This is a genomic window from Pigmentiphaga sp. NML030171, assembly GCF_002188635.1.
In the GTDB taxonomy this organism is placed as follows: domain Bacteria; phylum Pseudomonadota; class Gammaproteobacteria; order Burkholderiales; family Burkholderiaceae_B; genus Pigmentiphaga; species Pigmentiphaga daeguensis.
In genome coordinates this window covers 53,075-78,177 of record NZ_NINX01000052.1, presented here as the reverse complement: position 1 = coordinate 78,177, position 25,103 = coordinate 53,075, and the positions used below count along the sequence as shown (strand labels likewise).

Sequence of the window (25,103 nt, the reverse complement as noted above, 5' to 3'; positions counted from 1 at the left end):
ATGCCGCTGCGCGCGGCGGTGGCGCCAGCGGCGGCCCCCGCGGCTGCAGGCGCCGCCGACGGCGCGGCCTGCTGGTTCTGCTGGGGCGTACGCGCGGGCGGCGTGGCCTGCCGCTGCGTCACGTTGCTGGACTGGCGGCCCATGCTGCCGCCTCCGCCCAGGCGCTTGGCCAGGGCGTCATGCGAGACGCCCAGCATGGCCACGGTCGATACGGCGATGACCAGCGCCGGGATGAACCTGGAAAAAAATCGTCGGGACATTGTGTGGATTCTCCTGTAATCAATGTCGTGGCGCCGCCCTGCCGGCCCCGATGCCGGATTTGCCGGGCAGCGCGGACGCCATTGCTGCCAGGTCGGGATGCCCGGCGCCGCGACGTCCCCGCAGACGGGCGGTCGTAGCAGCCTTTCCTGACAATAAGCTGAAATTTAACGGACTATGGCGCAAATCGCCAGTCGGAACGCCCCGGATTCGTGAAGGAATTTGAAACAGCGGGCGCTACAGCCGCACGCCCTCGTGCAGGGCGACCACCCCGGCGGTCAGATTGAAATATTGGACACGCGCCAGGCCCGCCTGTTCCAGCATGCCGGCCAGGGTGTCCTGGTCCGGGTGCATGCGTATGGATTCGGCCAGGTAGCGGTAGCTGGCCTCGTCCTGGGCCACCTTGCGCCCCAGCCAGGGCAGGATGTTGAACGAATACCAGTCGTAGGCCGCCCGCAGCGGCTTGGCGACCCGGGAGAACTCCAGCACCAGCAGCTTGCCGCCGGGGCGCAGCACCCGCGTCATCTCGGCCAGGGCCCGGTCCTTGTGGGTCATGTTGCGCAGCCCGAACGCCACCGAGACGCGGTCGAAATAACCGTCGGGGAAAGGGAGCTTCTCGGCGTCGCAGACGGCGGTCGGCAGCATCAGCCCCGCGTCCAGCATCCGGTCCCGGCCCACCCGCAGCATGGAATCGTTGATGTCGGTCAGCCAGACCTCGCCGGTGGGCCCGGCGCGCCGGGCGAAGGCCTTGGCCAGGTCGCCGGTGCCGCCCGCGATGTCCAGCACCTTCATGCCCGGGCGCACGCCGGCGCGGGCCACGGTGAAGACCTTCCAGGCCCGGTGCAGGCCGCCGGACATCAGGTCGTTCATGACGTCGTAGCGCGCGGCCACCGAATGGAAGACCTCGGCCACCTTGCGCGCCTTGTCCGCCTCGGCCACCTGCTGGAAGCCGAAATGGGTCGTGCCCGGCGGCGTGGTGCCGCCGGCCGGCGCGGGGGAGTGCTGCTTATCGCTCATTGCTTACCTTCACGGCGTACTTCGGTTGTTGCCATTCCGTCCCGGGGCTCGGGGTCCCGCGATGCGCCCGCCGCCTCCAGGGCGGCGAGGTACTCCGCCCACAGGCGGTCCTGGTCGCGGCCCAGCGCATAAAGGATGTCCCAAGAGTAGATCCCGGTCGAATGCCCGTCGGAGAACGTGGGCTGGACCGCGTAGTTGCCCACCGGCTCCAGGGACACGAGGTCCACGTCGCGCTTGCCCACCTGCAGCGTCTCCTGGCCCGGCCCGTGGCCCCGGACCTCGGCGGAGGGGCTGTAGACGCGCAGCAGTTCGAAGGGCAGGCGGAAGCTGCTGCCGTCGTCGAACGCGACCTCCAGCGTCCTGGACTGCCGATGCACGACGATGTTGGTGGGAAGAGGGGTATTCTTGTCCAGGCCGGCCATGTTGTTCTCGCGTAAGGACTCCATGGTAGCCGATGGGGGCCGCCGCCGCGCCGGGCCCCCGCCGGGAGCCGGATCATGTCACATACCTGAAACAATACCGCCATACTATGGACATGCTTCAGCAACCCAACCGGCATACCCATGTCCAGCACTATTTTAGTCGTCGAAGACGAACCGGCCATCCAGGAGCTGGTCTCGGTCAACCTGTCCTTCGCGGGCCACAAGGTCCTGCGCGCGGCCGATGCCGAACAGGCCCAGACCCTGATCCGGGCCGAACTCCCCGACCTGATCCTGCTCGATTGGATGCTGCCCGGCACCTCGGGCGTATCGCTGGCCCGCAAGCTGCGGACGGAAGAGCGTACCAAGGCCGTTCCGATCATCATGCTCACGGCCAAGGGCGCCGAGCAGGACAAGGTCGACGGCCTGGAGGCGGGCGCCGATGACTACATCACCAAGCCGTTCTCGCCCAAGGAGCTGATGGCCCGCATCAAGGCCGTCCTGCGGCGCCGCGCGCCCCAGCTCACCGACGACCTGATCGACGTCGCCGGGCTGCGCCTGGATCCGGTCACCCACCGGCTCAACGGCAACGGCGTGACCCTGAACATCGGTCCCACCGAGTTCCGCCTGCTGCACTTCTTCATGACCCACCCCGAGCGCGTGTTCTCGCGCTCGCAACTGCTGGACCAGGTGTGGGGCGACCACGTCTTCGTCGAAGAGCGCACGGTGGACGTGCACATCCGGCGCCTGCGCAAAGCACTGGAGCCCAGCAAGCACGACGGGCACGTGGAGACCGTGCGCGGCAGCGGCTACCGGTTCACGGCGCATCCTGTAGGCCAATAACCCTCTGCGCGTGACGCGCGCCCGGCATGGGGAGCCCCCCAGCCGCCATGCGGCGGCCCCCCGAGGGGGCCGGGGCCCGCGGGGCTCTACTTGCGGACCGGCAAGCCAGATCCGCCGTGCCCTGGCAAACTCATACGAAAAACATACAAGACGGCAGAGTCCGGGCTCCGGGCAATGCGACAATCCGCTCCATGGTCTGGATACGCAACCTCATCGTCGTCCTCTTGTGGGCCGGCCTGGCGGCCCTCACGCGGCCGATCACGGGCCGCTTCGGCTGGGCCGTCTTCAGTTTCGGCCTGGGCACGCTGCTGGTCTGGCACATCTGGCAGCTCTCGCGCGTCACGCGCTGGACCAATGACCTGCAGCGGCCACCGCCGCCCTCGGCCGGCTCGTGGGACGAGGCCCTGGCCCGCATCTACCGGCACCTGCGCAACCAGGAACGCCAGCTGGCGATGCTGGAAGGGAACGTGCAGGGCTTCTTCGACGCTGCCCAGGCGCTGCCCGACGGACTGGTCACGCTGGACAAGGAATTCCACATCGACTGGTGCAACCGCATCGCGCGCCAGCACCTGGGCCTGCGCCTGCCGGCCGACCGCGGCCAGAACCTGCTCAACCTGGTGCGGGCCCCCGAGTTCGTGGACTACGCCCGTCAGGAGGACTGGCCCGCGCCGCGCCTGGTGCGCAGCCCCGGCGGCGGCGACCGCCTGCTGATGGTGCAGCTCATTTCCTACAACAAGCACCAGCGCATGCTGCTGACGCGCGACGTGACGCAGATCGAGCGGCTGGAGACCACCCGCCGCGACTTCGTCGCCAACGTCTCGCACGAGCTGCGCACGCCGCTGACGGTGCTGTCGGGCTTCCTGGAAACGCTGCGCGACATGCCCACCGAAGCGCTGAGCGACGAGCAGCGCGAACAGTACATGAAGCTGATGCTGGACCAGGCCCAGCGCATGCAGGCCATCGTGGCCGACCTGCTGACCCTGTCCACCCTGGAGTCGTCCCCCACCACCGATCCACAGCCGGTGAACATGCCCGCGCTGATCGAGACGGCCCTGAGCCAGGCCCGCGCCCTGTCGGGCGGCCGCCACGAGATCGTCGGCGAGATCGACGAAGGCCTGGACATCCTGGGCACCGGTACCGAAATCGCGTCGGCCATCTCCAACCTGCTGATCAATGCCGTGCGCTACACGCCCGAGGGCGGCCACATCACGGTGCGGTGGCGGCGCGACGCCGACGGCGATGCCCGCTATTCCGTGAAGGACACCGGCATAGGCATCGCCTCGCACCATCTGCCCCGCCTGACCGAGCGCTTCTACCGCGTGGATCGCAGCCGGTCGCGCGAATCGGGCGGCACGGGGCTGGGACTGGCGATCACCAAGCACATCGCCATGCGGCACGACGCCGAACTGGAGATCGCCAGCGAGCTTGGCCAGGGCAGCACCTTCGCGCTGCATTTCCCCGACAGCCGGGTGGCGTAGGGCCTGTTCCCGCTAAAAGGAGGCCCGCATGCCCACCCAGACGCGCGCCTGGCAAGGCGCGAAGCACAGTCGTGGCGGGACCACGACGAGCATTCGCAACGCAGTCAGGGGTGCGTTTGGGTGGGCACCCTACGGGCAGGCGGGGAATGCGAATCGGGAACGCGGCGGCTATTCGGCCAGCGTGGTCAGGCGCTTCTCCAGCGCGCGCATTTCTTCGTAGCCCATCAGTTTCATGATGTCCTCGATGCCCACCAGCAGGTCGGGACGATCGACGGGCTCGCCGCTTTCCATCACGCCGCGCATGGCCTGCAGCGCATGCTGCATGGCGTGGATGGCGGCGGCCGGCAGCATGCGCGGCAGGCTGATGCGCTTGACGCCCAGCGCCTTCAGGCGCGGCAGCGGGATCAGCGGCGTCGTGGGCCGGCTGCGTATGCCGAACCCCATGTTGACGGTGACCGGGATGCCGGCGGCATCGACGATGCGCTTGATGTCGTCCTCGGTGCGCACCGCGTCGGGAAACAGCATGTCGGCACCGGCCGCCGCATACGCCTTGGCTCGGCGCACCGCGCCCTCGATGCCTTCGATGGCCAGCGCGTCGGTGCGGGCGATGATGACGAAATCATCGTCGCGGCGCGCCAGGCACGCGGCCTCGATCTTCTTCAGCATCTCGGCCTGGCTGACCACGTCCTTGCCGGGCATGTGGCCACAGCGCTTGGGACTGACCTGGTCCTCGAGATTGACGCCGGCCACGCCGGCTTCCTCGAACATCCGCACCGTATGGAACACGTTCACCGGATTGCCGTAGCCGTTGTCGGCATCCGCCGTCAGCGGAATGGACACCGAGCGGGCCAGGTTGCGGCAATGGTTGACGTTCTCGGTCAATCCCATGACGCCGATGTCGGCGATGCCCAGCAGCGCGTTCGAGATGGCGGCCCCGCTGGTGCAGGCGGTCTTGAACCCGGCGGCCTCGACCAGCCGGATGCTGTACCCGTCGTACACCCCGGGCGAGACGATGAACGTCTCGTTCTTGAGCAACTCCCGGAACTTGCGGGGACTGTTCATGCGATGACTCCGAAATGGTCAGTGTTTCAGGTGCCCGTCCCGGCCGCCCGCCCTCCCCGCCTCCGGGCGGCGTCGGATTCGTCCCGGTCCGCGAGATGGGTGAACAGGTGCCGGGCCGCGCGTTCGATATGCGAGCGCATCAGCGACTCCGCCAGTTCCGCATCGCGCGACTTGATCGCGCGCAGGATCTGCCAGTGCTCGGCATAGGCGTCCTCCTTGCGTTCGAGCACGGTCCCGGAATGCCGGCGGTACACGCGCAGCAGGTGATAAAGGTCCTCGCACAGCGCGTGGATGATGCGGTTGTTGCCGCTGGCCCGCACGATGCGCTCGTGGAAATCGAATACCCGGGGGCCGGACGACTCGCCCCGCTCCTTGCGCAGCTGGCGCTGCCTGTCCTGCTCCAGTTCGGCCAGCAATTGCGCCACTTCCTCGTCGCTCATGCGCTGGGTGGCCAGGCTGCAGGCCACGCCTTCCAGCGCCATGCGCATCTGGAACAGCTCCAGCGCGGACTCGGCCGATAGCGAGACGACCCGCGCCTTCTGGTAGGGCTCGCGGGTGACCAGCTGGATGCCCTGCAGGCGGCGCACCGCTTCGCGCACCGGCCCGCGGCTCACGCCGAACTCCTGGGCCAGCGCCACTTCGTTGATGACGCTGCCGGGCGCCAGCCGGCCCTGGTAGATCGCGTCCAGCACCTGCTGGAACACCGCATCGGCCAGCGGCCCCTGCGCGTCCTCCCTGTTGATGAAGGTCTCGGCTGATTCGTCCATAGTGTCGACAGATTATCAAAACGGTCTTAAAAGTGTCAACTCTTTTGCATGGGCCGGGTTTGCATGGAGCATGCGTTCCACCCCGAACAGCGGCCCATCAATCAAGCCATATTTACAGAGAATATCAGCTGACTCCATGGTTTATCGCAAGGCGGCCACCGTACACCGCCAGCTCCCCATCGGCGCTAAAGTGTTGACATTTAACAAACGGTGCTCATAAGATTCATACCATAGCAAAGCCGCAAGCATTTTCGCCGCCCCGCCCATGATCCGTACGCTTTCCTTCCGATCCGCCACGCTGCACATCGCCGACCTCGCTGCCGTGGCGCAGGCGGCGGGCAAGCGGCTGGTCGACTATCCCTACGTCGTGCGCGTGCTGCTGGAGAATCTCGCGCGCAACCGCGCATGGGGCCGGCCCGTCGCCGAAGGCGACCTGCGCGCCCTGCTCGACTGGCAGGACCACATCGGCGCCGACCTGCCGCTGCACGTGGCGCGCGTGATCCTGCCCGACTCCAGCGGCCTGCCGGCGCTGCAGGACCTGGCGGCCCTGCGCGATGCCGTCGCGGCCCGGGGCGGCGACGTTTCCACCGTGGACGCGCGCGTGCCGGTGGACCTGATCGTCGACCACTCGCTGCAGGTCGACCACTGGGGCGGCAGCGACGCGGCCGAACGCAACCTCGCCCGCGAGTTCCAGCGCAACGCCGAACGCTACCGCTTCCTGAAGTGGGCCCAGCAGGCCTATGCCGGCCTGCGCGTATTCCCCCCGGGCACGGGCATCATTCACCAGGTCAACCTGGAACACATCGCCCCGGTGGTCTGCCGCGCCGAGCGTCCCGACGGCACCTGGGCGCATCCGGACTTCGTCATCGGCGGCGACTCCCACACACCCATGGTCAACGCGCTGGGCGTGCTGGGCTGGGGCGTGGGCGGCATCGACGCCGAAGCGGCGCTGCTCGGCCAGGCCTACACCTTCCCCGTGCCCCGCGTGGTGGGCGTGCGCCTGCACGGCCGCATCCCTCCCCCGGCGCTGACCACCGACGCCGCGCTGCTCATCACCGAAACGCTGCGTCGCGCCGGCGTCACCGCCTGCGCGGTCGAATTCTTCGGCCCCGCGGTGGCCGGGCTCACGGTGCCCGAACGCGCCACCATCGCCAACATGGCGCCGGAATACGGCGCGACCTGCGGCTACTTCCCCATCGACGACCAGACCCTGTCCTACCTGCGCGCCACCGGCCGCCCCGAGGAACAGGTCGCGCTGGTCGAGGCCTATGCGCGGGCCAACCACCTGTTCCGGGACGCCGATGCCGCCGTCCCGGCCTACAGCCAGGTCGTCGAGATCGACCTGGATACCGTGCTGCCCGCCATGGCGGGACCGCGCCGGCCCCAGGACCGCCTGCCGCTGTCGCGCATCGCGGAAGACTTCCGGGCCCGCCTGCCGCGCGCGCTGGCCGATGGAGGCTTCGCCGCCGCACCGGCCTCCGGCGCCGGCACGATGGACCACGGCAGCCTCGCACTAGCCGCCATCACTTCGTGCACCAACACCTCCAATCCCGTCGTCATGCTGGCGGCCGGCATCGTCGCCCGCAAGGCGGTCGCGCGCGGACTCCAGCCTCCGGCATGGGTGAAGCGTTCGCTCGCGCCCGGTTCGCGCACCGTCACGCGCTACCTGGAAGAGGCGGGGCTGCTGGCGCCCCTGGCCGCACTCGGCTTCCACCTGATCGGCTACGGCTGCACCACCTGCGGCGGCAAATCCGGCCCGCTCGTTCCCGAAGCCGCGCGCGAAATCGAACAGCGCGGCCTGGTCGCGGCGGCGGTGCTGTCGGGCAATCGCAACTTCGAAGGCCGCATCCACAAGCTCATCCGCGCCAACTACATCGGCGCGCCGCCGCTGGTTGTCCTGTACGCGCTGGCCGGCCGCATCGACGTCGACCTGACGCGCGACCCCATCGCCACCGATCCGGCCGGCGTTCCCGTCTACCTGCGCGACCTGTGGCCGACCCCCGAGGAAATCGCGCAAGCCATGCCGGTCGCCACACGGCGCGAGATCTTCGTCGACACCTACGAGGCCCGCGCCGCCGGCGGCTCGCTGTGGGACACGCTGGAAGCGCCCACCGGCCCGCTCTTTCCCTGGGACCGCCAGTCGCACTACTTGGTCGAACCTCCTTTCTTCCGCCAGGCCGGCGCCGCGAAAGGCCTGGACCAGTTGGAACGCGAGCTGCAAGGCGCCCGCGTGCTGGCCGCCTTCGGCGATTCGCTCACCACCGACCACATTTCCCCCGGCGGCGAGATCCCCGCCGACACGCCCGCCGGCCGCTACCTGACCCAGGCCGGCGTGGCGCCGGCCGACTTCAACACCTACGTGGCGCGGCGCGGCAACCACGAGATCATGGCTCGCGCCACCTTCGCCAACATCCGCATCAAGAACCTGCTCGTGCCCGGCACCGAAGGCGGCGTCACCATCCACTTTCCCGGGCACACCCCCTGCACCATCTTCGACGCGGCCCGCGCCTACCGCCAGGACGGCATCGCCACCCTGATCCTGGCCGGCAAGGAATACGGCACCGGCAGCAGCCGCGACTGGGCCGCCAAGGGCTCCGCGCTGCTGGGCGTGAAGGCCGTGCTGGCCGAGTCCTTCGAACGCATTCACCGCGCCAATCTGGTGGGCATGGGCGTGCTGCCCCTGTCCTTCCTGCCCGGACAAGGATGGCGCCAGCTGGGCCTGACCGGCGCCGAAAGCTTCAGCTTCCAGGGGCTGGCCCGCGGCGTCATGGACGGCACCCCGATCACGGTGGAAGCCGTCGGCCCCGACGGCATCATCCGCTTCCAGGCGCAGGCCCAGGTCCTGACCCAGGCCGAACGCCAGCTGATGCAGGACGGCGGCATCCCGGCCAGCGTCCTCCGCGCCTGCCTGGCCCCCAAGGACACCACCCCGGACTTCAACGAGGAAACGCAACCATGAACCTGGACCTCGTCCTGGCCAACGCCAGGATCCTGCTGCCGCAGCGCGGCCTGACGCCCGGCCAGATCGGCATCAGCCAAGGGCGCATCGCCGTCATCGCCGAACCCGGCGCGCAGTTGGCGGCGGACGAGACCGTCGACTGCCAGGGCCTGTGCGTGCTGCCGGGCGTCATCGACCCGCACGTGCATTTCGGCTTCGGCTCGCCCGAGACCGACTTCGAGACCGAGTCGCGCACGGCGGCCCTGGGCGGCACCACCTCGGTCCTGTCGTTCCATCGCTCGCGCGACATCCGCGAGTCGTTCCAGGCGGCCCACGACCGGGCACTGGCGCAAAGCTGCATCGACTTCGGCTTCCACTTCGGGCTGACCAGCCACCTGCACGTCGAGACGCTGAAGGAAATCTCCGAGCGCTTCGGCGTCTCGTCCTACAAGCTCTACATGATGTACAAGGGCGCCGCCGGCCTGGCCCAGGGCTTCACCGACATCGACGACGGCCTGTTGTTCGCCGCGCTGCGCGAGACCGCGCGCATCCCGGGCGCGATCCTGGGCGTGCACTGCGAGAACGTGGAAGTGATTCCGCTGCTGCGCGATCCGCTGCGCGCCGCCGGGCGCGACGACCTGAGGGCGTGGAACGAGCAGAGCCCCGACTTCCTGGAAGCCGAGAACGTGCACCGCGTGTGCTACTTCGCCTCCAAGACCGGCGCCGCCGTCAACATCGTCCACCTGAGCAGCGGCGAGGCCCTGGACGAAGTCCGGCGCCATCGGCGTAACCGCAATGCCCCGCCCATCCACGTCGAAACCTGCCCGCACTACCTGTTCCTGACGGACGAGAGTCCCGCCGGCACCTATGCCAAGGTCAACCCGCCCGTGCGTGGCCAGGCCGACGTCGACGCCATGTGGGAAGGCGTGCTGGACGGCTCGGTCACCACCATCGGCTCGGACCACGTGCCGCGCAAGCGCAGCACCAAGGACAAGGATATCTGGGCCGCCAGCAACGGCTTCCCGGGCACCGGCATGATCCTGCCCATCCTGCTGCACGAGGGCTACCACCGCCGCGGCGTGCCGCTGGAGCGGCTGATGGAAGTTGCCTCAGCCAACTCGGCCCGGCACTACAACATGCCGTCCAAGGGCGGCATCGAGGTCGGCAAGGATGCCGACCTGCTGGTGGTCGACCTGGACCTGGAGAAGACCGTGGACCCGGCCACGCTCGAATCCTATGCCGACTATTCGCCCTACGAGGGCATGACGCTCAAGGGCTGGCCGGTACGCACGCTGGTGCGGGGCCGCACCGTGGCCCTGGACGGCAAGATCACCGATGAAGCGCGCAGCCGGCCGGGCGGCCGCTACCTGCGGCGCCTTTGATTCTCCCCGAGGAAACGACATGAGCCAAACCAAACGCATCTGGGACGACTTCCTGACCGAACGCGACCAGCAGGTCCTTGCCGTGGCCGGCTACGGCAAGCGCGGCGGCTTCGGCACGCGTCCCGCCCTGTTCATCATCGACGTCCAGTACAACTTCTGCGGCGATACCCCGCAGGACATCCTGGAAGGCCTCAAGCAGTACCGCACCCATTGCGGCAAGGAAGCCTGGGACGCCGTCGCGCACATGGTGCCGCTGCTGGAACTGGCGCGCGAGAAGAACATCCCCGTGTTCTACACGGAAAGCGCCCGCCGCCCCGACCTGCTCGACAGCGGCGTGCAGGTCGGCAAGAACCATCGCGGCGGGGAAAAGACCGTGCTGGCCGATACCCACGCCACCCGGACCGTCGAGGCGCTGGCCCCGCGCCCGCAGGACATCCGCATCACCAAGACCAAGCCGTCGTGCTTCTTCGGCACGACCTTCATGAGCCACCTGAACTTCCTGGACGTCGACACGCTGATCCTGGTCGGCTGCACCTCGTCGGGCTGCCTGCGCGCCACCGCCGTGGACGCCTACTCGTACAACTTCAAGGTGATCATTCCCGAAGAAACGGCGTTCGACCGCTTCCAGGCCAGCCACGCGATCAACCTGTTCGACCTGAACTGCAAGTACGCCGACGTGATTCCCTCGAGCGAGGTCCGCGACTACCTGGCCACGCTGCCGGTGCGCCAGGGCGGCGGCTCGGCCGGCTGAGCGGACCAGGCATGCCGTCCGCCACGTCCGCCGCCCCCATCCCGGTCTACCTGCTGACCGGGTTCCTGGGCAGCGGCAAGACCACCCTGCTCGCCCGGCTGGTGCACAGCCGCGAATTCGCCGACACCGCCGTGGTCATCAACGAGTTCGGCGAGGTCGGCCTGGACCACGTCCTGGTCGGCCAGTCCAGCGAGGACGACATCGTGCTGCTGGACTCGGGATGCCTGTGCTGCGCCAGCAACAACTCGCTGCAGGAAACGCTGGAGTCGCTGTACTACCGGCGGCTGCGCGGCGAGATTCCGGCGTTCTCGCGCATCGTGGTCGAGACCTCGGGGCTGGCCGAACCGGCCCCGCTCATCAACGCCCTGGCTTCCGACGCCTCCATCGCGCGCCACGTGCGGCTGGCCGGCGTGATCACCACCATCGATGCCGAGCACGGCGCGGCCACGCTGGACGAATACGAAACCGCCGCCACGCAGCTCGCGGTGGCCGACCTCGTGGTCCTGACCAAGACCGACAAGGTCGCGCCCGAGGCCGCCTCGGCCATGGCCGGGCAACTGCGCCGGCAGGCGCCCGGCGCCCCGGTCCTGCGCGCGGATCGCGACGGCCTGCAAGAGCGGACCGATCTCTTCCAGGCCGCGGACCGCCGGACCGTGGCGCCGGGCCAGTTCGGGCTGGAACGTCCGCGGGCCTGGACGCGGCTCGCCCACGTCCTGCGCTACGGCATCGCCTCTCACGTGATCCGGGCCGATGGCCCGGTCGACTGGGCACGCTACGCCGCCTGGGTCGACTACATGCAATCACGGCTGGGCGAACGGCTGCTGCGCGTCAAGGGCATCCTGCTCATGGAAGACGGCGCCCACTACGCCATCCACGGCGTGCGCCATGTCTTCAGCCCGCCGCGGCCGCTGGACGGCGAAGTACCCGGCGACCTGTCCGGCGTGCTGGTGCTCATCACCCGCGACGCCGACGAGGAGGAGCTCGCGCTTGCCGCCGCCGTGCTCGACGGCGGCGCCTGACCCCAACCCTCGCTTTCCACGACTTCGATTCCTTCCATGCAACGTCCCGACACCCAGGCCTACGCCCAGCAGTTCCCCAAGCTCCCGCCCACCGCCACCGACGCGCAGGGCCACCTGGTCTACACCCAATTCATCGACGGCGGTTTCACGGGCGCCGACGGTGCCCGCCTGGCCACCAGCGATCCGGTCACCGGACGCCAGTGGGCCAGCATCGCCCGCGGCACCGCGCAGGACGTGGACAAGGCCGTGCAGGCCGCGCACCGCGCCTTCGCCCGGGGCGCGTGGCCGGCCATGAACGCCAGCCAGCGCGGCGCGCTGCTGCGCCGCATCGGCGACCTGGTCACCGAGCACGCGGAATGGCTGGCGCACGTGGAACAACGCGACAACGGCAAGCTCAGCGCGGAGCTGTCCATGCAGATGCGCTACATGGCCAACTACTACTATTACTACGGCGGCCTGGCCGACAAGATGGAAGGCACCGTCATCCCGACCGACAAGCCGGGCGTGTTCAACTACACCGTCTACGAGCCACTGGGCGTGGTCGCCTGCATCACGCCCTGGAACTCGCCGCTGCCGCTGGCCAGCATGAAGATCGCGCCCGCCCTGGCGGCCGGCAATACGGTCGTGCTCAAGCCCTCGGAATTCACGTCGGCCTCGCTGCTCGAACTCATGAAGCTGTTCCAGCTCGCCGGCGTGCCAGACGGCGTCGTCAACGTCGTGACCGGCCTGGGCGCCGAGGTCGGGGCCGCGCTGGTGGACCATCCGCTGGTCCAGCGCATCGCCTTCACCGGCGGCCCCGAGGCCGGCCAGCGCATCAACGAGCAGGCCGCCTCGCGCATGAAGCGCGTGACGCTGGAGCTGGGCGGCAAGTCGCCCAACATCGTGTTCGACGATGCCGACTTCGAACAGGCCTTGAAGGGTGCCGTGGCCGGCATCTTCGCCGCCTCGGGCCAGACCTGCGTGGCCGGCTCGCGCCTGCTGCTCCAGGACGGCATCCACGACCGCTTCCTGGAACGCCTGGTCGAGATCGCCGGCAACGCCCGCTTCGGCCACCCGGCCGATCCGCAGACCCAGGTGGCCCCCATCTCCACCGCTCCCCAGCTGGACAAGATCGAGTCCTACGTCCAGGTGGCGCTGGCCGATGGCGCGCGGCTGGTGGCGGGCGGCAAGCGCGCCCACGTGCCGGAGTGCCCGGACGGGCTGTTCTTCCAGCCCACCATCTTCGCGGACGTGGACAACCGCATGCGCATCGCGCAGGAAGAAGTCTTCGGCCCCATTCTGTCGGTCATCCGCTTCCAGGACGAAGACGAAGCCGTGGCCATCGCCAACGACGTCGACTTCGGCCTGGCGGCCGGCGTCTGGACCACCTCCATGCCGCGCGCGCTGCGCATGGCGGGCAAGGTGCGGGCCGGCACGGTCTGGGTTAACAACTACCGCTCGACCAGCGTCACCTCGCCGTTCGGCGGTTTCAAGATGAGCGGCGTCGGACGCGAATGCGGCATTGCCGGCATGCGCGAGTACATGGAGATCAAGAGCGTCTGGCTGTCCATGGAAACCGACATCCCCAACCCCTTCGTGCGGCGCTGAGCCGGCTCCCGGCGGCGGAAAGGCAAATTGGCTATGATGGCGCGAGTCCCCAGCGACCTACCCGGCATGACGGCGCGCGCCGCCGTGCCGCCCCACCGTGACCAGAACCGACCCCACACGCTCCAGAAAGAGCGAGGACGCCGCCGCCTCGCATCGCATCGCCGACTACGTCCCGCTCTACTACCGGGTCTATACGCTGCTGCTCCAGCACATCCGGGACCACGGCTACGACGAGCACACGCCGCTGCCGACCGAGGCCGAGTTCGCCGAACGCTTCCAGGTCTCGCGCGTGACCCTGCGCAAGGCGATGAACATCCTGGAGGCCGACGGCCTGATCACGCGCCAGCGCGGCCGGGGGACCTTCGCCCGCAAGCCCGTCCGCCCGCCCGGCAAGACCGGCTTCAGCGGCCTGATCGAGAACATCGTCCACTTCCAGGAAACGACCAAGGTCAAGCTGCTGGCGTTCGAGCGCGTCGGGCTGCCGACCAACATCGCGCCGCTGCTCGACAGGCAGCAGGGCGAACCCGGCCTGCGCATCGTGCGCGTGCGCAGCGACGCCACGTCGCCCTTCTCGCACATTACCTGCTACCTGCCGGAACCCGAGGCCAGCCTGCTCAAGCGCAACGAACTGCGCAACACGCCGGTGTCCATCCTGCTCGAGCGCCAGGGCGTGAAGGCCACCCAGGCCGAGCAGTGGATCAGCGCCACGCTGGCCGACAAGGACACGGCCCAGGCCCTGCAGGTCGAGATGGGCAGCGCGCTGATCAGCCTGACGCGGATCTACCGGGATACCGCCGGGCGGCCCATCGAGATCCTGCACGAGCTCTATCGGCCCGATCGCTACGAATACCGCGTGAACCTGTCGCGCGTCGAGCAGGGCGACGCCCCGCGCTGGTCGGAAGTCCCGGACTGACCCGGGCGGCGCTGCCGCGCGCCCCGCCCCTCCCCTTGATCCCGCCGATACGCCCGTCGCCGGCCTGAGCCGTCGCGTCCTGATTCGTATCCGCCATCCCAACCATAAAAGTATTATGTATGATACAAAATACTTTTAGACCGGCCCGATGCCAGCGCCGGCAGCCTCGTCGAGACAGAAGGATCCCATGCAGCAGCCTCACCACGTCATCGTTGCCGGCGCAGGGCCGGTGGGCCTGACCGCCGCGCTGATCATCGCGCGTGCCGGCGTGCGCGTCACGCTCCTGGAAAAGCGCGATCGGCTCAACGAAGCCTCGAAGGCCTCGACCTTCCATGCGCCCACCCTCGCGGTGCTGGACCACCTGGGCGTCCTGCCCGCCATGCTGGCACAGGGCCAGGACGTCACGCACATCCAGTACCGCAGCACCGAACAGGGCATCCTGGGCGAGATCGCCCTGGCCGAACTGAAGCACGACACCGACTACCCGTATCGCCTGCACCTGGAACAATCGCGCATCACGCCGCTGCTGCTGGCGCAACTGCGCGCGCATCCGCATGCCGACGTGCGGTTCGGCACCGCCTTCCTGGACGCCGCCCCGGATACCGGCGGCGTCACCGTGCGCGTGCAGGACCCCAAGGGCGTCCACACGCTGCGCGCCGACTACCTGCTCGGCACCGACGGCGCGCGCAGCCAGGTACGGGAATCCATGGGCCTGCCGTTCGATCCGACCCCCTATCCCGGCTGCGTGCTGCGGGTGCTGGCCGACGAAAGCCTCGAGCGCATCCTGCCCGGGCTGCGGCCCATCAGCTACCTCGTGAACGGCGACGCCTCGGCCAGCTTCCTGCGCATGCCCGACTGCTGGCGCATCATCCTGCGCGTGCCTCCCGACGTGGACCAGGCCCACGCCCAGTCGCGCGCCTGGATACTGGAACGGCTCCGGCAACTGGTGCCCGGCCTGGCGGAACTGCCCAACATCCTCGGCCAGGACGTGTACTCGGCCAGCAAGTTCGTGGCCGGCACGTACCGCGCGGGCCACATCTACCTGGCCGGCGACGCCGCCCACCTCAGCAATACCCGCGGCGGCATGAACATGAACTGCGGGCTGCACGACGCCTACTTCATGGCCACCGCGCTGGTCGAGGGCCTGCGCCAAGGTGACCAGGCCATCGTCGACGCGGCCGCCGACCGGCGCCACCGGGTCGCCGCCGATTCCCTGCTGCCGCGCACCGATGCCATGGTGACCGGGCAGGCCACCTGGCTCGACAACGTCAAGGGACTGCTGGGCGACCCCGCCCAACGTCTCGCCTTCCTGCGCCGGACCGCCATGCTGGACATGGCGCCCGAACTGGCGCGCCGCATCGACCCCGTTTCCGCCGCCGCATGAGACCCGCCATGACCGACCTCCCTCTCGTCAGCCGCCCCCAATGGCGCGTCGGCGCCCTGGTGCCGCCCGCCAACCCCACCGTCGAAGTCGAATATCCGGCATTGCTGCCGGCCGCCGCCGCGCTGCACGCGATGCGCCTGCCCGTGGTGGCCGGCGATCTCGACACCCGCAACCTGGCCTACCTCGACAGCTACGTGTCCTGTCTGCAAGGCTTCGGCTCGCTCAAGCTCGACGGCGCCGTCATCGCCCTGACCGGCTCGCAATACCGCATCGGCCACCAGGAAGACCTGCGCCGCTGCGAGCAATTGTCCGAGCGGTTCGGCATGCCGGTGGAAACCGCCAGCTCCGCGCTGGCGCGGGCGCTGCGCCACCTGGGCATCACGCGCATCAGCATGGTGTCGCCCTACCCCGACTGGCTGACCGAACTGGCCATCGCCTACTGGCGCGGCGCGGGCGTGCAGGTAGACCACGTCGAACACTTCGCCGACGAACTGGTGGCCTACAAGGTCTCGCCGGCCGAGGTCGCCCAGCGGCTGGCCTCGGTACAGGCGCATCCCGACGGCGCCGTGCTGCTGTCGGGAACGGGCATGCCGACCATCGAATCGATCATGCAGGCGGGGACCGGCAAGCAGGTCCCCATCCTGTCCTCCAACCTGTGCAGCATCTGGAGCATCAGCCGGACGCTGGGGATCCCCCATCCGGAGTGGATGGCACGGGCCTTCCCCTGGCTGTGCACGGCCTGATCCGCACCGCCCGTCTTCGCCCCTTCATGTCACCGAGGATACCCGCCATGACCTCCGTTCGCCTCGTCGTCCTGCTGGCCGCCCTGGCCGGCGCCGCCAGCCTGCCGTCCGCCCCCGCCCTCGCACAGGGCGGTGCCTATCCCAACAAGCCGATCCGCGTCATCGTGCCGTTCCCGGCAGGCGGCACCACCGACGTCGTCGCCCGCCTGATCGGCGCGCAGGTCGGCGAGGCGTGGAGCCAGTCCGTAGTGGTCGACAACGTGGCCGGCGCCTCGGGCCTGATCGGCACGGCCGCGGGCGTGCGCGCCGCGCCCGACGGCTACGTCCTGACGCTGGGCAACAACCAGACTCATTCGACCAACGCGTCGCTGTTCCCCAAGATCCAGTTCGACCTGAACAAGGACGTCCAGCCCATCGCGCTGCTTACCCGCACCCGCCACGCCATCGTCGTGCCCGCCTCGTCGCCGTACAGGACGCTGTCCGAGCTCATCCAGGGCGGCCGCGGCAAGCCGGTGAACTACGCCTCCTCCAGCCCCGGCTCGTCCTCGCACCTGGTGTCCGAGACCCTGTGCTCCAGCATGAAGATGCGGTGCACGCACATTCCCTACAAGGGCGCCGCGCCGGCGGTGACCGACCTGATCGCCGGGCACGTGGACTTCATGACCGCGAGCTATGCCAGCGCCATTGCCTACATCAAGGCCGGCAAGCTGCGCGCGCTGGCCATCTCGGGCGACACCCGCGAGGCGCAGGCGCCCGACGTCCCCACGCTGCACGAACTCGGCTACGAGACGTTGTCGGCCGACAGCTGGATCGGACTGTATGCGCCCGCCGGCACCCCGCGCGCGATCCTGACCAAGTGGAGCGACGAGCTGGCGCGCGTCATGGCCCAGCCCGACATCCAGCAGAAGCTGGCCGGCGCGGGTTTCGAACCCTGGTTCAAGCCCCTGGCGCAGTTCGAGGAATTTCACCGCAACGAGATCGCCCGCTGGCGCAAGATGGTGCAGACGGCCGGCGTCACCCTGGAATAGCGCCATGGCCTCGCGCACCGGCCCCACCCTGCCGCGGATGTCGCGCCTGTGCCTGGGCATGATGTCCTACGGCGACCCCGCCTGGGCGCCCTGGGTCGTCGGGCAGGACGCGGCGCGCGTCCTGTTCCGCCAGTGCCTGGAGAACGGCATCACATGCTTCGATACCGCCAACTACTACTCGGACGGGGAAAGCGAGCGCATCCTGGGCCGCCTGGTGCGCGAGCACGGCGGCCGCCATGAGCTGACCCTCGCCACCAAGGTCGGACTGCCGGTGGCCGACGGCCGGGGCCTGTCGGCGGCGCAGATCGCCCGGCAGGCCGAGGCCTCGCTCAGGCGCCTGGAGACGGACTACATCGATCTCTACCAGGTCCACAGCTGGGACGACGCCGTTCCCGTCGAGGAAACGCTGGGCGCCCTCGAAGCCCTGGTCGACGCGGGCAAGATCCGCGCGTACGGCTGCTCCAACCTGGACCATCTCCAGATCGGACAGGCCGCGCGGGCCGCCGCCGCCCTGGGCGCGCGCGGCTACGCCAGCGCGCAGTTGCAGCTGAACCTGCTCTATCAGGAAGAACTGCGCGCCACCGTGCCGGCCTGTGCCCGGCACGGCCTGCACATCATGGCCTACAGCCCGCTAGCGCGCGGCTACCTGGCCGGCCCGGCGGCCGGCGACGCCGAGGCCGCGGCGCGGCTGGCCTCCGACGCCAAGGGGCAGCGGCTGTACGGCGGGCCGCGCGGCGCCCGGGTCCGCGCCGAGCAGCTGCGCATCGCCGCGGAACTGGGCGCAGAGCCCGCTGCCGTCGCGCTGGCATGGGTGCTGGCCCAGCCCGGCGTGCGCTCGGTCATCGTCGGCGCCTCCCAGTCCTCGCACCTGGACGTCGCACTGCGCGGGCGCGACCTGCGCCTGCCCGCCCAGGCCCTGGACCGCCTGGCCGCGGCCTACGAACCGCGCGACTACCTGCGCGTGCGGCTGAACCCCTGACGACCGTAGGCTCAAGGCCGTCCGCCGGCGGACCTGGCGTTACCATAGGGACATCAGCGTTTCAGCCGGAGCTGCTTCCCATGGCACAAATCGTCTTGCTCGAGAACATCCATCCCAGCGCGGTCGAAGTCTTCGCCGCCGCGGGCTACAGCGACATCGCCACCCACGCCAGCGCCCTGCCGCCCGACGCGCTGCGCGATGCCCTGCGGGGCGCCAGCGTGGTCGGCATCCGTTCGCGCACCCACCTGGATGCGAGCATCATCGACAGCCTGCCCGACCTGCGCGTCATCGGCTGCTTCTGCATAGGCACCAACCAGGTCGACCTCGCCACCGCGATGGAACGGGGCGTGCCGGTCTTCAACGCGCCGTTCTCCAACACCCGCTCGGTGGCCGAACTGGTGCTGGCCGAGGCCATCCTGCTGCTGCGCCGCATCCCCGAGAAGAACCTGCGCGTGCACCAGGGCCACTGGGACAAGAGCGCGACCGGCGCCTACGAGACCCGCGGCAAGACCCTGGGCATCATCGGCTACGGCAACATCGGCTCGCAGGTCGGCATCCTGGCCGAGGCCCTCGGCATGCGGGTCATCTTCCACGACGTCGAGGCCAAGCTGCCGCTGGGCAACGCCCGCGCCTACCCCGACCTGTCCGCGCTGCTGGCCGAGTCCGACGTGGTGACCCTGCACGTGCCCGGCGGCCGCTCCACGGAAAACATCATCAACGAGGCCACGCTGTCGCAAATGAAGCGCGGCGCCATCCTGATCAACGCCTCCCGCGGCACCGTGGTCGACATCGATGCGCTGCGGGCCGCGCTCGATGCCGGCCTGCTGCGCGGCGCGGCGCTGGACGTCTTCCCGGTCGAGCCCAAGAGCGTGGACGAACCGCTCAAGAGCCCGCTCATCGGCCTGCCCAACGTCATCCTGACGCCGCACATCGGCGGCAGCACGGTCGAATCGCAGGAAAACATCGGCAAGGAAGTGGCCGAGAAGCTGGTGCGCTTCATCCAGGGCGGCACGACCAAGGGCGCGGTGAACTTCCCCGAGCTGTCCCACCAGGACCTGGCGGGCACCTCGCGCATCCTGCACGTGCACCGCAACGAACCGGGCGCGCTGGCCCTGCTGAACGCCGTCTTCGCCGAACGCAAGATCAACATCTGCAGCCAGCAGCTGCAGACCAAGGGTCCGATCGGCTACGTGCTGACCGACATCGGCAACCAGGCCGACGCGGCGCTGATGGACGCGCTGCGGGCGCTGCCGATGACGGTGCGCTGCGACCTGCTCTAGGCCGAAGGCAGGAAGTGCACCGCCAGGCGCTCTTGCAGGCGGCGGTGGAACTCGGGCACGCGCTGCGCCGCCGCCCGCGTCAATTCGCGGAACGCCTCGGTCTCGGCGCCGGGCGCGACGCGCGGCGCGGCCCAGATCGCATCGGGAAAGTGGCGGTCGCCGCGCCAGCGCGGAATGACGTGCCAATGCAGGTGGGGCACCATGTTCCCCAGCGCGGCCAGGTTGACCTTGTCGGGCCGCATGTGGTCGCGCATGACGGCCTCCACCTCCAGCACCACCCGCATCACGTGCAGCCGGTCCTCGTCGGCCAGGTCGGTCATCTCCGCCGCGTGGGTACGCCAGATCACGCGCACGTAGCCCGGATAGTCGGCATCGTCGACGGCGATCACGCGCAGCCTGTCGTCGCGCCACAGGGCCGGCGAGCCATCGCTGGCGCACAGCGGGCAGGAATCGGCGGGGGAACTCATCTCGTGTGCACCTCGATGGCTATGACGCGCCCTGGCGCAACTGCACCTGGCTGATGAAGTGCTGCAGGACCTGCATGCCGTCCTCGTCCAGGCCGTCCAGGGTACAGCCCATGTGATGCCCTTGCTCCGGCGCCCGGCGCGGCGTGACGTGCATCACCTTCAAGTCCACCGCCAGCCGGGTCGCCGGCCCCAGCGCCAGCGTGGCCCGCGGCAGCGGCGTGCCCACGGGGAAGGGCGGACTGCCGGGCGGCAGCAGCAGCCCGACCCCGGTCATGCTGATGTCGATCACTTCCAGCTCGACCGGCCCGCCGGCCTCGGGAGCGTGCGCCCGCACCACCGGAGCGGGGCGCATGACCGGCCGCACGCGGAAGTACGAACGCCGCTGGAAGCGGTACAGCTCCAGCGGCAACAGGCACGCCAGCCGGCTGCCCGCGTCGCCCGGCAGCCATTGCAGGTTCTGGACGCGGAACTGGATCTTGACGTGGTCCAGGTAGCCCACGGCCACCATCCACGGAGAAGCGAGCAGATGCTCCAGGCGCGCGTCGCCTGGGGTGCCGAACAGCCACAGCAGCCGCCGGCCGCGGTCCACACCGGCGATGGCCGACAGGCACGAGACGCCATCGGCGGCGACCAGGGCCACGATCTCGGCCTGCTCGACCATGCGCCCGAGCAGGGTCAGGATTTCCAGCGGCTGCGAGATCCGGAAATCCTCGAGCGAGGCGTCGTCGCCGGCAGGCTCGGGCGTCAGAGGCAGCAGCGGATGCTCCCTCATGGCTTGCCTCCCCGTGCGTGCGCGCCCGTTCCCAAGGCCGCGCCTACAGCAGGACCCGTTCGATACCGCCGTCGTTGGCCCGCCTGACGTAATCCTCCATCCATTGCTGCCCCAGCACGTGACGGGCGATCTCGACGACGATGTAGTCGGCGTCCAGGTTCGCGTCGTCGTTGTAGCGACTGAGCCCTTGCAGGCACGACGGACAGGAGGTCAGCACCTTGACGTCGCCCTGGAAGCCGTCGGCCCGCAGCTTGTCGGCCCCCTTGCGCAGCTCCTCCTCCTTGCGGAAACGGATCTGCGTGGAGATGTCGGGACGCGTCACCGCCAGCGTTCCGGACTCGCCGCAGCAGCGGTCGCTCTTGTCCACGCCCTCGCCCACCAGCGCCCGGACCGTCTTCATCGGATCCTGGAGCTTCATGGGCGTGTGGCAGGGATCATGGTACATGTACCGCGCGCCGGTCACGCCCTCGAGCTTGACGCCCTTCTCCAGCAGGTATTCGTGGATGTCGATCAGGCGGCAGCCCGGGAAGATCTTCTCGAACTCGTAGCCGGCCAGCTGGTCGTAGCACGTCCCGCAGCTGACCACCACGGTCTTGATGTCGAGGTAGTTGAGCGTGTTCGACATCCGGTGGAACAGCACCCGGTTGTCGGTGATGATCTTCTGCGCCTTGTCGTCCATGCCGTTGCCGCGCTGCGGGTAGCCGCAGCACAGGTAGCCCGGCGGCAGCACGGTCTGCACGCCGGCATGCCACAGCATGGCCTGGGTCGCCAGGCCCACCTGCGAGAACAGCCGCTCGGAACCGCAGCCCGGGAAATAGAACACCGCCTCGGTGTCGGCCGAGGTGGCGCGCGGGTTGCGGATGATGGGGATGTACTTGGCGTCCTCGATGTCCAGCAGCTTGCGCGCGCCCTGCTTGGGCAGGTTGCCGGGCATCTTCTTGTTGACGAAGTGCACCACCTGTTCCCGCATGGGCGGCTTGCCCACCGTGGCCGGCGGATGCTCGGTCTGCTTGCGCGCGAACTTGGCCAGCACGTCGTGGGCCAGCCGCTGGGCCTTGTAGCCGACGTCGACCATGGCCTTGCGCGTGGCATTGATGGTGCGCGGATCCTTGGCGTTCAGGAAGAACATCGCCGCGGCCGTGCCCGGGTTGAACGACTTGCGGCCCATGCGGCGCAGCAGGCTGCGCATGTTCATGGACACGTCGCCGAAGTCGATGTCGACCGGACAGGGCTTCTCGCACTTGTGGCACACCGTGCAGTGGTCGGCCACGTCCTCGAACTCTTCCCAGTGCTTGATGCTGATGCCGCGGCGCGTCTGCTCTTCGTACAGGAAGGCCTCGACCAGCAGCGAGGTCGCCAGGATCTTGTTGCGCGGGGAATAGAGCAGGTTGGCGCGCGGCACGTGGGTGGCGCACACCGGCTTGCACTTGCCGCAGCGCAGGCAGTCCTTGATGGCGTGCGAAATGGCGCCGATGTCGCTCTGCTGCATGATCAGCGACTCGTGGCCCAGCAGGTTGAAGCTGGGGGTATAGGCATGGCGCAGGTCGCCGCCGGGCATCAGCTTGCCGGCGTTGAAGCGGTTGTGCGGGTCGATGCGGCGCTTGTAGTCCTGGAACGGCGCCAGCTCGGCCTCGGACAGGAACTCGTACTTGGTGATGCCGATGCCGTGCTCGCCCGAGATCACCCCGTCCAGGCTGCGCGCGACGTCCATGATGCGCGCGACGGCCTCGTTGGCCTCCTGCAGCATCTCGTAGTTGTCGGAGTTGACGGGGATGTTGGTGTGCACGTTGCCGTCGCCCGCGTGCATGTGCAGCGCGACGAACACCCGGCCCTTGAGCTCCTTGTCGTGGATCTCCTGGGCCCGGACCAGGATGGGCGCGCAGGCCTGGCCGGAGAAGATGCGCGACAGCGGCGCCTTCAGCTCCGCCTTCCAGGACACGCGCACCGTGCGGTCCTGCACCACGTCGAACACGCGGGCCGTGGGCTGCACCTGCAGCCGCTCCTGCAAGGCCGGCAGCAGCTGCCCCAGCCCGATGCGGGCGAACTCGCCCAGCGTGTCGGCCAGCGGCAGGTCCATGCTGCGCAGGATCCAGTTCCAGCGCTCGCGCACCGACTCCAGCAGTTCCAGCGCCTGCACGGCGCGGTCGCCCAGGATCTCCTCGCGCGACAGCTTCTCGCCCTCGCCGTCCTCGCTCTTGCCCACCGGCAGCTCGCCGTCGAAGAACTCGGCCAGCCGGTCGATCAGCCGCAGCTTGTTGCGGGTCGACAGCTCGATGTTGATGCGCTCGATCTCGTCCGTGTACTCGCCCATGCGCGGCAGCGGGATCACCACGTCTTCGTTGATCTTGAAGGCGTTGGTGTGGCGCGCGATGGCGGCCGTGCGCGAACGGTCGAGCCAGAATTTCTTGCGGGCCTCGGCGCTGACCGCCACGAAGCCTTCGCCATGGCGGGTGTTGGCCAGCCGCACGACCTCGCTGGCGGCAACGGCCACCGCATCCTCGTCGTCGCCGACGATGTCGCCGATCAGCACCATCTTGGGCAGCGTGCCGCGCTTGCTCTTGGTGGCATAGCCCACCGCGCGCAGATAGCGCTCGTCCAGGTGCTCCAGGCCAGCCAGGATCGCTCCGCGCGCGCGCCCCTCGCCATCCAGGTAGGCCTTGACTTCGACGATGGACGGAATCGCATCGCGCGCCTGCCCGAAGAACTCCATGCAGACCGTGCGCACGTGCTTGGGCATGCGGTGCAGCACCCAGCGCGCCGAGGTGATCAGGCCGTCGGTACCTTCCTTCTGCACGCCCGGCAGGCCGGCCAGGAACTTGTCGGTGACGTCCTTGCCCAGACCTTCCTTGCGAAAGACCCGGCCATTGATCTCGAGCGTCTCGGCGCGCAGCAGGCGCTCTCCCGGCTTGCCCATCCCGTCGAACCACTTGAGCTCGAACCGGGCCACCGGCACGTCGTGGATCTTGCCCAGGTTGTGCTCGAGACGCGTGACCTCCAGCCAGTTGCCCTCGGGGTCGACCATGCGCCACCAGGCCAGGTTGTCCAGCGCCGTGCCCCACAGCACCGCCTTCTTTCCGCCCGCGTTCATGGCGACGTTGCCGCCCACGCAGGAAGCCTCGGCCGAGGTGGGGTCCACCGCGAACACGTAGCCGGCCTTGTCGGCCGCGTCGGCCACCCGCTTGGTGACCACGCCGGCGCCGGTGAACACCGTCGCGACTTCGCCGTCCACGCCGGGCAGCGGCCCGACGGTGACGTCGCCCAGGGTCTCGAGCTTTTCAGTGTTGATGACGGCGGACTTCCACGTCAGCGGCACCGCGCCGCCGGTATAGCCCGTGCCGCCCCCGCGCGGGATGATGGTCAGGCCCAGCTCGATACAGCCGCGCACCAGCGCGGCGATCTCGTCCTCGCTGTCCGGCGTCAGCACCACGAACGGGAATTCCACGCGCCAGTCGGTGGCGTCGGTGACATGCGAGACACGGGACAGCCCGTCGAACTTGATGTTGTCGCGCGCCGTCGCGCGGCCCAGCACCTTCTGCACGCGGCGGCGCAGTTCGGCGGTCTCGTTGAACTCCTGCTCGAAGGCCCGCACGGCGCTGCGCGCCATGTCCAGCAGCCGCCCCACCTTGCCGTCGCGTTCCGCGTCGTCGGGCTCGCGCCGGCGCTCGACCTCGCGCAGCCGGTGGTTCAGCGCCTCGACCAGCAGGCCGCGGCGCTTGGGGTTGTCCAGCAGGTCGTCCTGCAGATAGGGATTGCGGCGCACCACCCAGATGTCGCCCAGCACTTCGTACAGCATGCGCGCCGACCGGCCGGTGCGGCGCTCGCCGCGCAGGTCGCACAGCATGTCCCAAGCCTGCGAGCCCAGCAGCCGCTGCACGATTTCCCGGTCGGAAAACGACGTGTAGTTGTACGGAATCTCCCGCAGGCGGGTCGGTGCGTGCGCAGGAGCGAGGGCGATGGGCAGAGGGGCGTTCATGGTGGGGGCTGTACTTCATCCCGAGGGTAGCCGACCATTCTAG

20 protein-coding genes and 1 pseudogene are annotated in these 25,103 nt (G+C 69.1%); 13 read left to right on the top strand and 8 right to left on the bottom strand.

Translation table 11 applies throughout. From position 1 onward, the window contains the following. From CDO46_RS26640 to CDO46_RS26630, 3 genes and pseudogenes are all read right to left on the bottom strand, one after another. Positions 1-260, bottom strand: a pseudogene (locus CDO46_RS26640) (Tim44 domain-containing protein); the annotation flags it as partial. 235 nt (positions 261-495) lie between these two features. Next, positions 496-1,275, bottom strand: coding sequence for a bifunctional demethylmenaquinone methyltransferase/2-methoxy-6-polyprenyl-1,4-benzoquinol methylase UbiE (gene ubiE, locus CDO46_RS26635; protein WP_087841594.1), 780 nt, complete (start codon positions 1,273-1,275; stop codon positions 496-498). Beyond that, a complete protein-coding gene (locus CDO46_RS26630; protein WP_087841593.1) occupies positions 1,272-1,697 on the bottom strand; it encodes a gamma-butyrobetaine hydroxylase-like domain-containing protein in 426 nt (141 codons plus the stop codon). Before CDO46_RS26630 ends, ubiE begins: the two co-directional genes overlap by 4 nt. A 141-nt stretch (positions 1,698-1,838) precedes the next feature. Between CDO46_RS26630 and phoB the strand changes: the two genes are divergently transcribed. Both phoB and phoR read left to right on the top strand, forming a co-directional pair. Beyond that, positions 1,839-2,537, top strand: coding sequence for a phosphate regulon transcriptional regulator PhoB (gene phoB, locus CDO46_RS26625; protein WP_087841592.1), 699 nt, complete (start codon positions 1,839-1,841; stop codon positions 2,535-2,537). 191 nt (positions 2,538-2,728) lie between these two features. Continuing rightward, positions 2,729-4,015: a phosphate regulon sensor histidine kinase PhoR gene (gene phoR, locus CDO46_RS26620; RefSeq protein ID WP_087841591.1), complete on the top strand. Its 1,287-nt coding sequence runs from the start codon at positions 2,729-2,731 to the stop codon at positions 4,013-4,015. Between the two features lie 168 nt (positions 4,016-4,183). Here phoR and CDO46_RS26615 read toward each other — a convergent pair whose 3' ends face one another. Beyond that, positions 4,184-5,077, bottom strand: coding sequence for an oxaloacetate decarboxylase (locus tag CDO46_RS26615; protein ID WP_087841590.1), 894 nt, complete (start codon positions 5,075-5,077; stop codon positions 4,184-4,186). A 26-nt stretch (positions 5,078-5,103) separates the two neighbouring features. Next, entirely contained in the window at positions 5,104-5,844 is a 741-nt protein-coding gene (locus CDO46_RS26610; protein ID WP_087841589.1) for a GntR family transcriptional regulator, read from the bottom strand. A 265-nt stretch (positions 5,845-6,109) separates the two neighbouring features. Here CDO46_RS26610 and acnA point away from each other — a divergent pair, with 265 nt between their 5' ends. From acnA to serA, 11 genes are all read left to right on the top strand, one after another. Next, the gene (gene acnA / locus CDO46_RS26605; protein WP_087841588.1) at positions 6,110-8,803 is read left to right on the top strand and encodes an aconitate hydratase AcnA; all 2,694 of its coding nucleotides are present in this window, start codon (positions 6,110-6,112) and stop codon (positions 8,801-8,803) included. Next, a complete protein-coding gene (locus CDO46_RS26600; protein ID WP_087841587.1) occupies positions 8,800-10,164 on the top strand; it encodes a dihydroorotase family protein in 1,365 nt (454 codons plus the stop codon). Before acnA ends, CDO46_RS26600 begins: the two co-directional genes overlap by 4 nt. Positions 10,165-10,183: 19 nt before the next feature. Beyond that, positions 10,184-10,915: an isochorismatase family protein gene (locus CDO46_RS26595; RefSeq protein WP_087841586.1), complete on the top strand. Its 732-nt coding sequence runs from the start codon at positions 10,184-10,186 to the stop codon at positions 10,913-10,915. A gap of 11 nt (positions 10,916-10,926) precedes the next feature. Then, complete coding sequence (locus CDO46_RS26590) at positions 10,927-11,934, top strand: GTP-binding protein (RefSeq protein WP_087841585.1); 1,008 nt, start codon at positions 10,927-10,929, stop codon at positions 11,932-11,934. Positions 11,935-11,970: 36 nt separating this feature from the next. Beyond that, positions 11,971-13,521, top strand: a complete 1,551-nt coding sequence (locus tag CDO46_RS26585) for an aldehyde dehydrogenase (protein WP_087841584.1) — start codon at positions 11,971-11,973, stop codon at positions 13,519-13,521. Positions 13,522-13,618: 97 nt separating this feature from the next. Then, a complete protein-coding gene (locus tag CDO46_RS26580; RefSeq protein ID WP_087841583.1) occupies positions 13,619-14,434 on the top strand; it encodes a GntR family transcriptional regulator in 816 nt (271 codons plus the stop codon). 187 nt (positions 14,435-14,621) lie between these two features. Then, on the top strand, positions 14,622-15,818 hold the full coding sequence (locus tag CDO46_RS26575; protein WP_165963028.1) for an NAD(P)/FAD-dependent oxidoreductase: 1,197 nt from the start codon (positions 14,622-14,624) through the stop codon (positions 15,816-15,818). Between the two features lie 8 nt (positions 15,819-15,826). Next, complete coding sequence (locus tag CDO46_RS28200) at positions 15,827-16,561, top strand: hypothetical protein (RefSeq protein WP_140416920.1); 735 nt, start codon at positions 15,827-15,829, stop codon at positions 16,559-16,561. A 47-nt stretch (positions 16,562-16,608) separates the two neighbouring features. Next, positions 16,609-17,589 (top strand): tripartite tricarboxylate transporter substrate binding protein, encoded by a 981-nt coding sequence (locus CDO46_RS28195; RefSeq protein ID WP_165963029.1) that lies wholly within the window; start codon positions 16,609-16,611, stop codon positions 17,587-17,589. Between the two features lie 4 nt (positions 17,590-17,593). Then, a complete protein-coding gene (locus CDO46_RS26565; RefSeq protein WP_087841581.1) occupies positions 17,594-18,568 on the top strand; it encodes an aldo/keto reductase in 975 nt (324 codons plus the stop codon). Positions 18,569-18,648: 80 nt separating this feature from the next. Further along, the gene (serA, locus tag CDO46_RS26560) at positions 18,649-19,848 is read left to right on the top strand and encodes a phosphoglycerate dehydrogenase (protein WP_087841580.1); all 1,200 of its coding nucleotides are present in this window, start codon (positions 18,649-18,651) and stop codon (positions 19,846-19,848) included. On the opposite strand, the gene CDO46_RS26555 is transcribed toward serA, so the two are convergent. Genes CDO46_RS26555 through CDO46_RS26545 form a run of 3 tightly spaced genes read right to left on the bottom strand, consistent with a single transcriptional unit; the run spans position 19,845 to position 25,060 of the window. Then, positions 19,845-20,315 (bottom strand): HIT family protein, encoded by a 471-nt coding sequence (locus CDO46_RS26555; RefSeq protein ID WP_087841579.1) that lies wholly within the window; start codon positions 20,313-20,315, stop codon positions 19,845-19,847. The two genes, serA and CDO46_RS26555, sit on opposite strands and share 4 nt — an antisense overlap. Positions 20,316-20,334: 19 nt before the next feature. Next, positions 20,335-21,087: a flagellar brake protein gene (locus CDO46_RS26550; RefSeq protein ID WP_087841578.1), complete on the bottom strand. Its 753-nt coding sequence runs from the start codon at positions 21,085-21,087 to the stop codon at positions 20,335-20,337. Positions 21,088-21,130: 43 nt separating this feature from the next. After that, positions 21,131-25,060, bottom strand: a complete 3,930-nt coding sequence (locus CDO46_RS26545) for an FAD/FMN-binding oxidoreductase (protein ID WP_087841577.1) — start codon at positions 25,058-25,060, stop codon at positions 21,131-21,133. Positions 25,061-25,103 lie beyond the last annotated feature (43 nt).

Excerpts from the sequence above, each read along its gene's own strand:
- ubiE (WP_087841594.1), bottom strand. The coding sequence starts at position 1,275 with ATGAGCGATAAGCAGCACTCCCCCGCGCCGGCCGGCGGCACCACGCCG.
- CDO46_RS26630 (WP_087841593.1), bottom strand. The coding sequence starts at position 1,697 with ATGGCCGGCCTGGACAAGAATACCCCTCTTCCCACCAACATCGTCGTG.
- phoB (WP_087841592.1), top strand. The coding sequence starts at position 1,839 with ATGTCCAGCACTATTTTAGTCGTCGAAGACGAACCGGCCATCCAGGAG.
- phoR (WP_087841591.1), top strand. The coding sequence starts at position 2,729 with ATGGTCTGGATACGCAACCTCATCGTCGTCCTCTTGTGGGCCGGCCTG.
- CDO46_RS26615 (WP_087841590.1), bottom strand. The coding sequence starts at position 5,077 with ATGAACAGTCCCCGCAAGTTCCGGGAGTTGCTCAAGAACGAGACGTTC.
- CDO46_RS26610 (WP_087841589.1), bottom strand. The coding sequence starts at position 5,844 with ATGGACGAATCAGCCGAGACCTTCATCAACAGGGAGGACGCGCAGGGG.
- acnA (WP_087841588.1), top strand. The coding sequence starts at position 6,110 with ATGATCCGTACGCTTTCCTTCCGATCCGCCACGCTGCACATCGCCGAC.
- CDO46_RS26600 (WP_087841587.1), top strand. The coding sequence starts at position 8,800 with ATGAACCTGGACCTCGTCCTGGCCAACGCCAGGATCCTGCTGCCGCAG.
- CDO46_RS26595 (WP_087841586.1), top strand. The coding sequence starts at position 10,184 with ATGAGCCAAACCAAACGCATCTGGGACGACTTCCTGACCGAACGCGAC.
- CDO46_RS26590 (WP_087841585.1), top strand. The coding sequence starts at position 10,927 with ATGCCGTCCGCCACGTCCGCCGCCCCCATCCCGGTCTACCTGCTGACC.
- CDO46_RS26585 (WP_087841584.1), top strand. The coding sequence starts at position 11,971 with ATGCAACGTCCCGACACCCAGGCCTACGCCCAGCAGTTCCCCAAGCTC.
- CDO46_RS26575 (WP_165963028.1), top strand. The coding sequence starts at position 14,622 with ATGCAGCAGCCTCACCACGTCATCGTTGCCGGCGCAGGGCCGGTGGGC.
- CDO46_RS28200 (WP_140416920.1), top strand. The coding sequence starts at position 15,827 with ATGACCGACCTCCCTCTCGTCAGCCGCCCCCAATGGCGCGTCGGCGCC.
- CDO46_RS28195 (WP_165963029.1), top strand. The coding sequence starts at position 16,609 with ATGACCTCCGTTCGCCTCGTCGTCCTGCTGGCCGCCCTGGCCGGCGCC.
- CDO46_RS26565 (WP_087841581.1), top strand. The coding sequence starts at position 17,594 with ATGGCCTCGCGCACCGGCCCCACCCTGCCGCGGATGTCGCGCCTGTGC.
- serA (WP_087841580.1), top strand. The coding sequence starts at position 18,649 with ATGGCACAAATCGTCTTGCTCGAGAACATCCATCCCAGCGCGGTCGAA.
- CDO46_RS26555 (WP_087841579.1), bottom strand. The coding sequence starts at position 20,315 with ATGAGTTCCCCCGCCGATTCCTGCCCGCTGTGCGCCAGCGATGGCTCG.
- CDO46_RS26550 (WP_087841578.1), bottom strand. The coding sequence starts at position 21,087 with ATGAGGGAGCATCCGCTGCTGCCTCTGACGCCCGAGCCTGCCGGCGAC.
- CDO46_RS26545 (WP_087841577.1), bottom strand. The coding sequence starts at position 25,060 with ATGAACGCCCCTCTGCCCATCGCCCTCGCTCCTGCGCACGCACCGACC.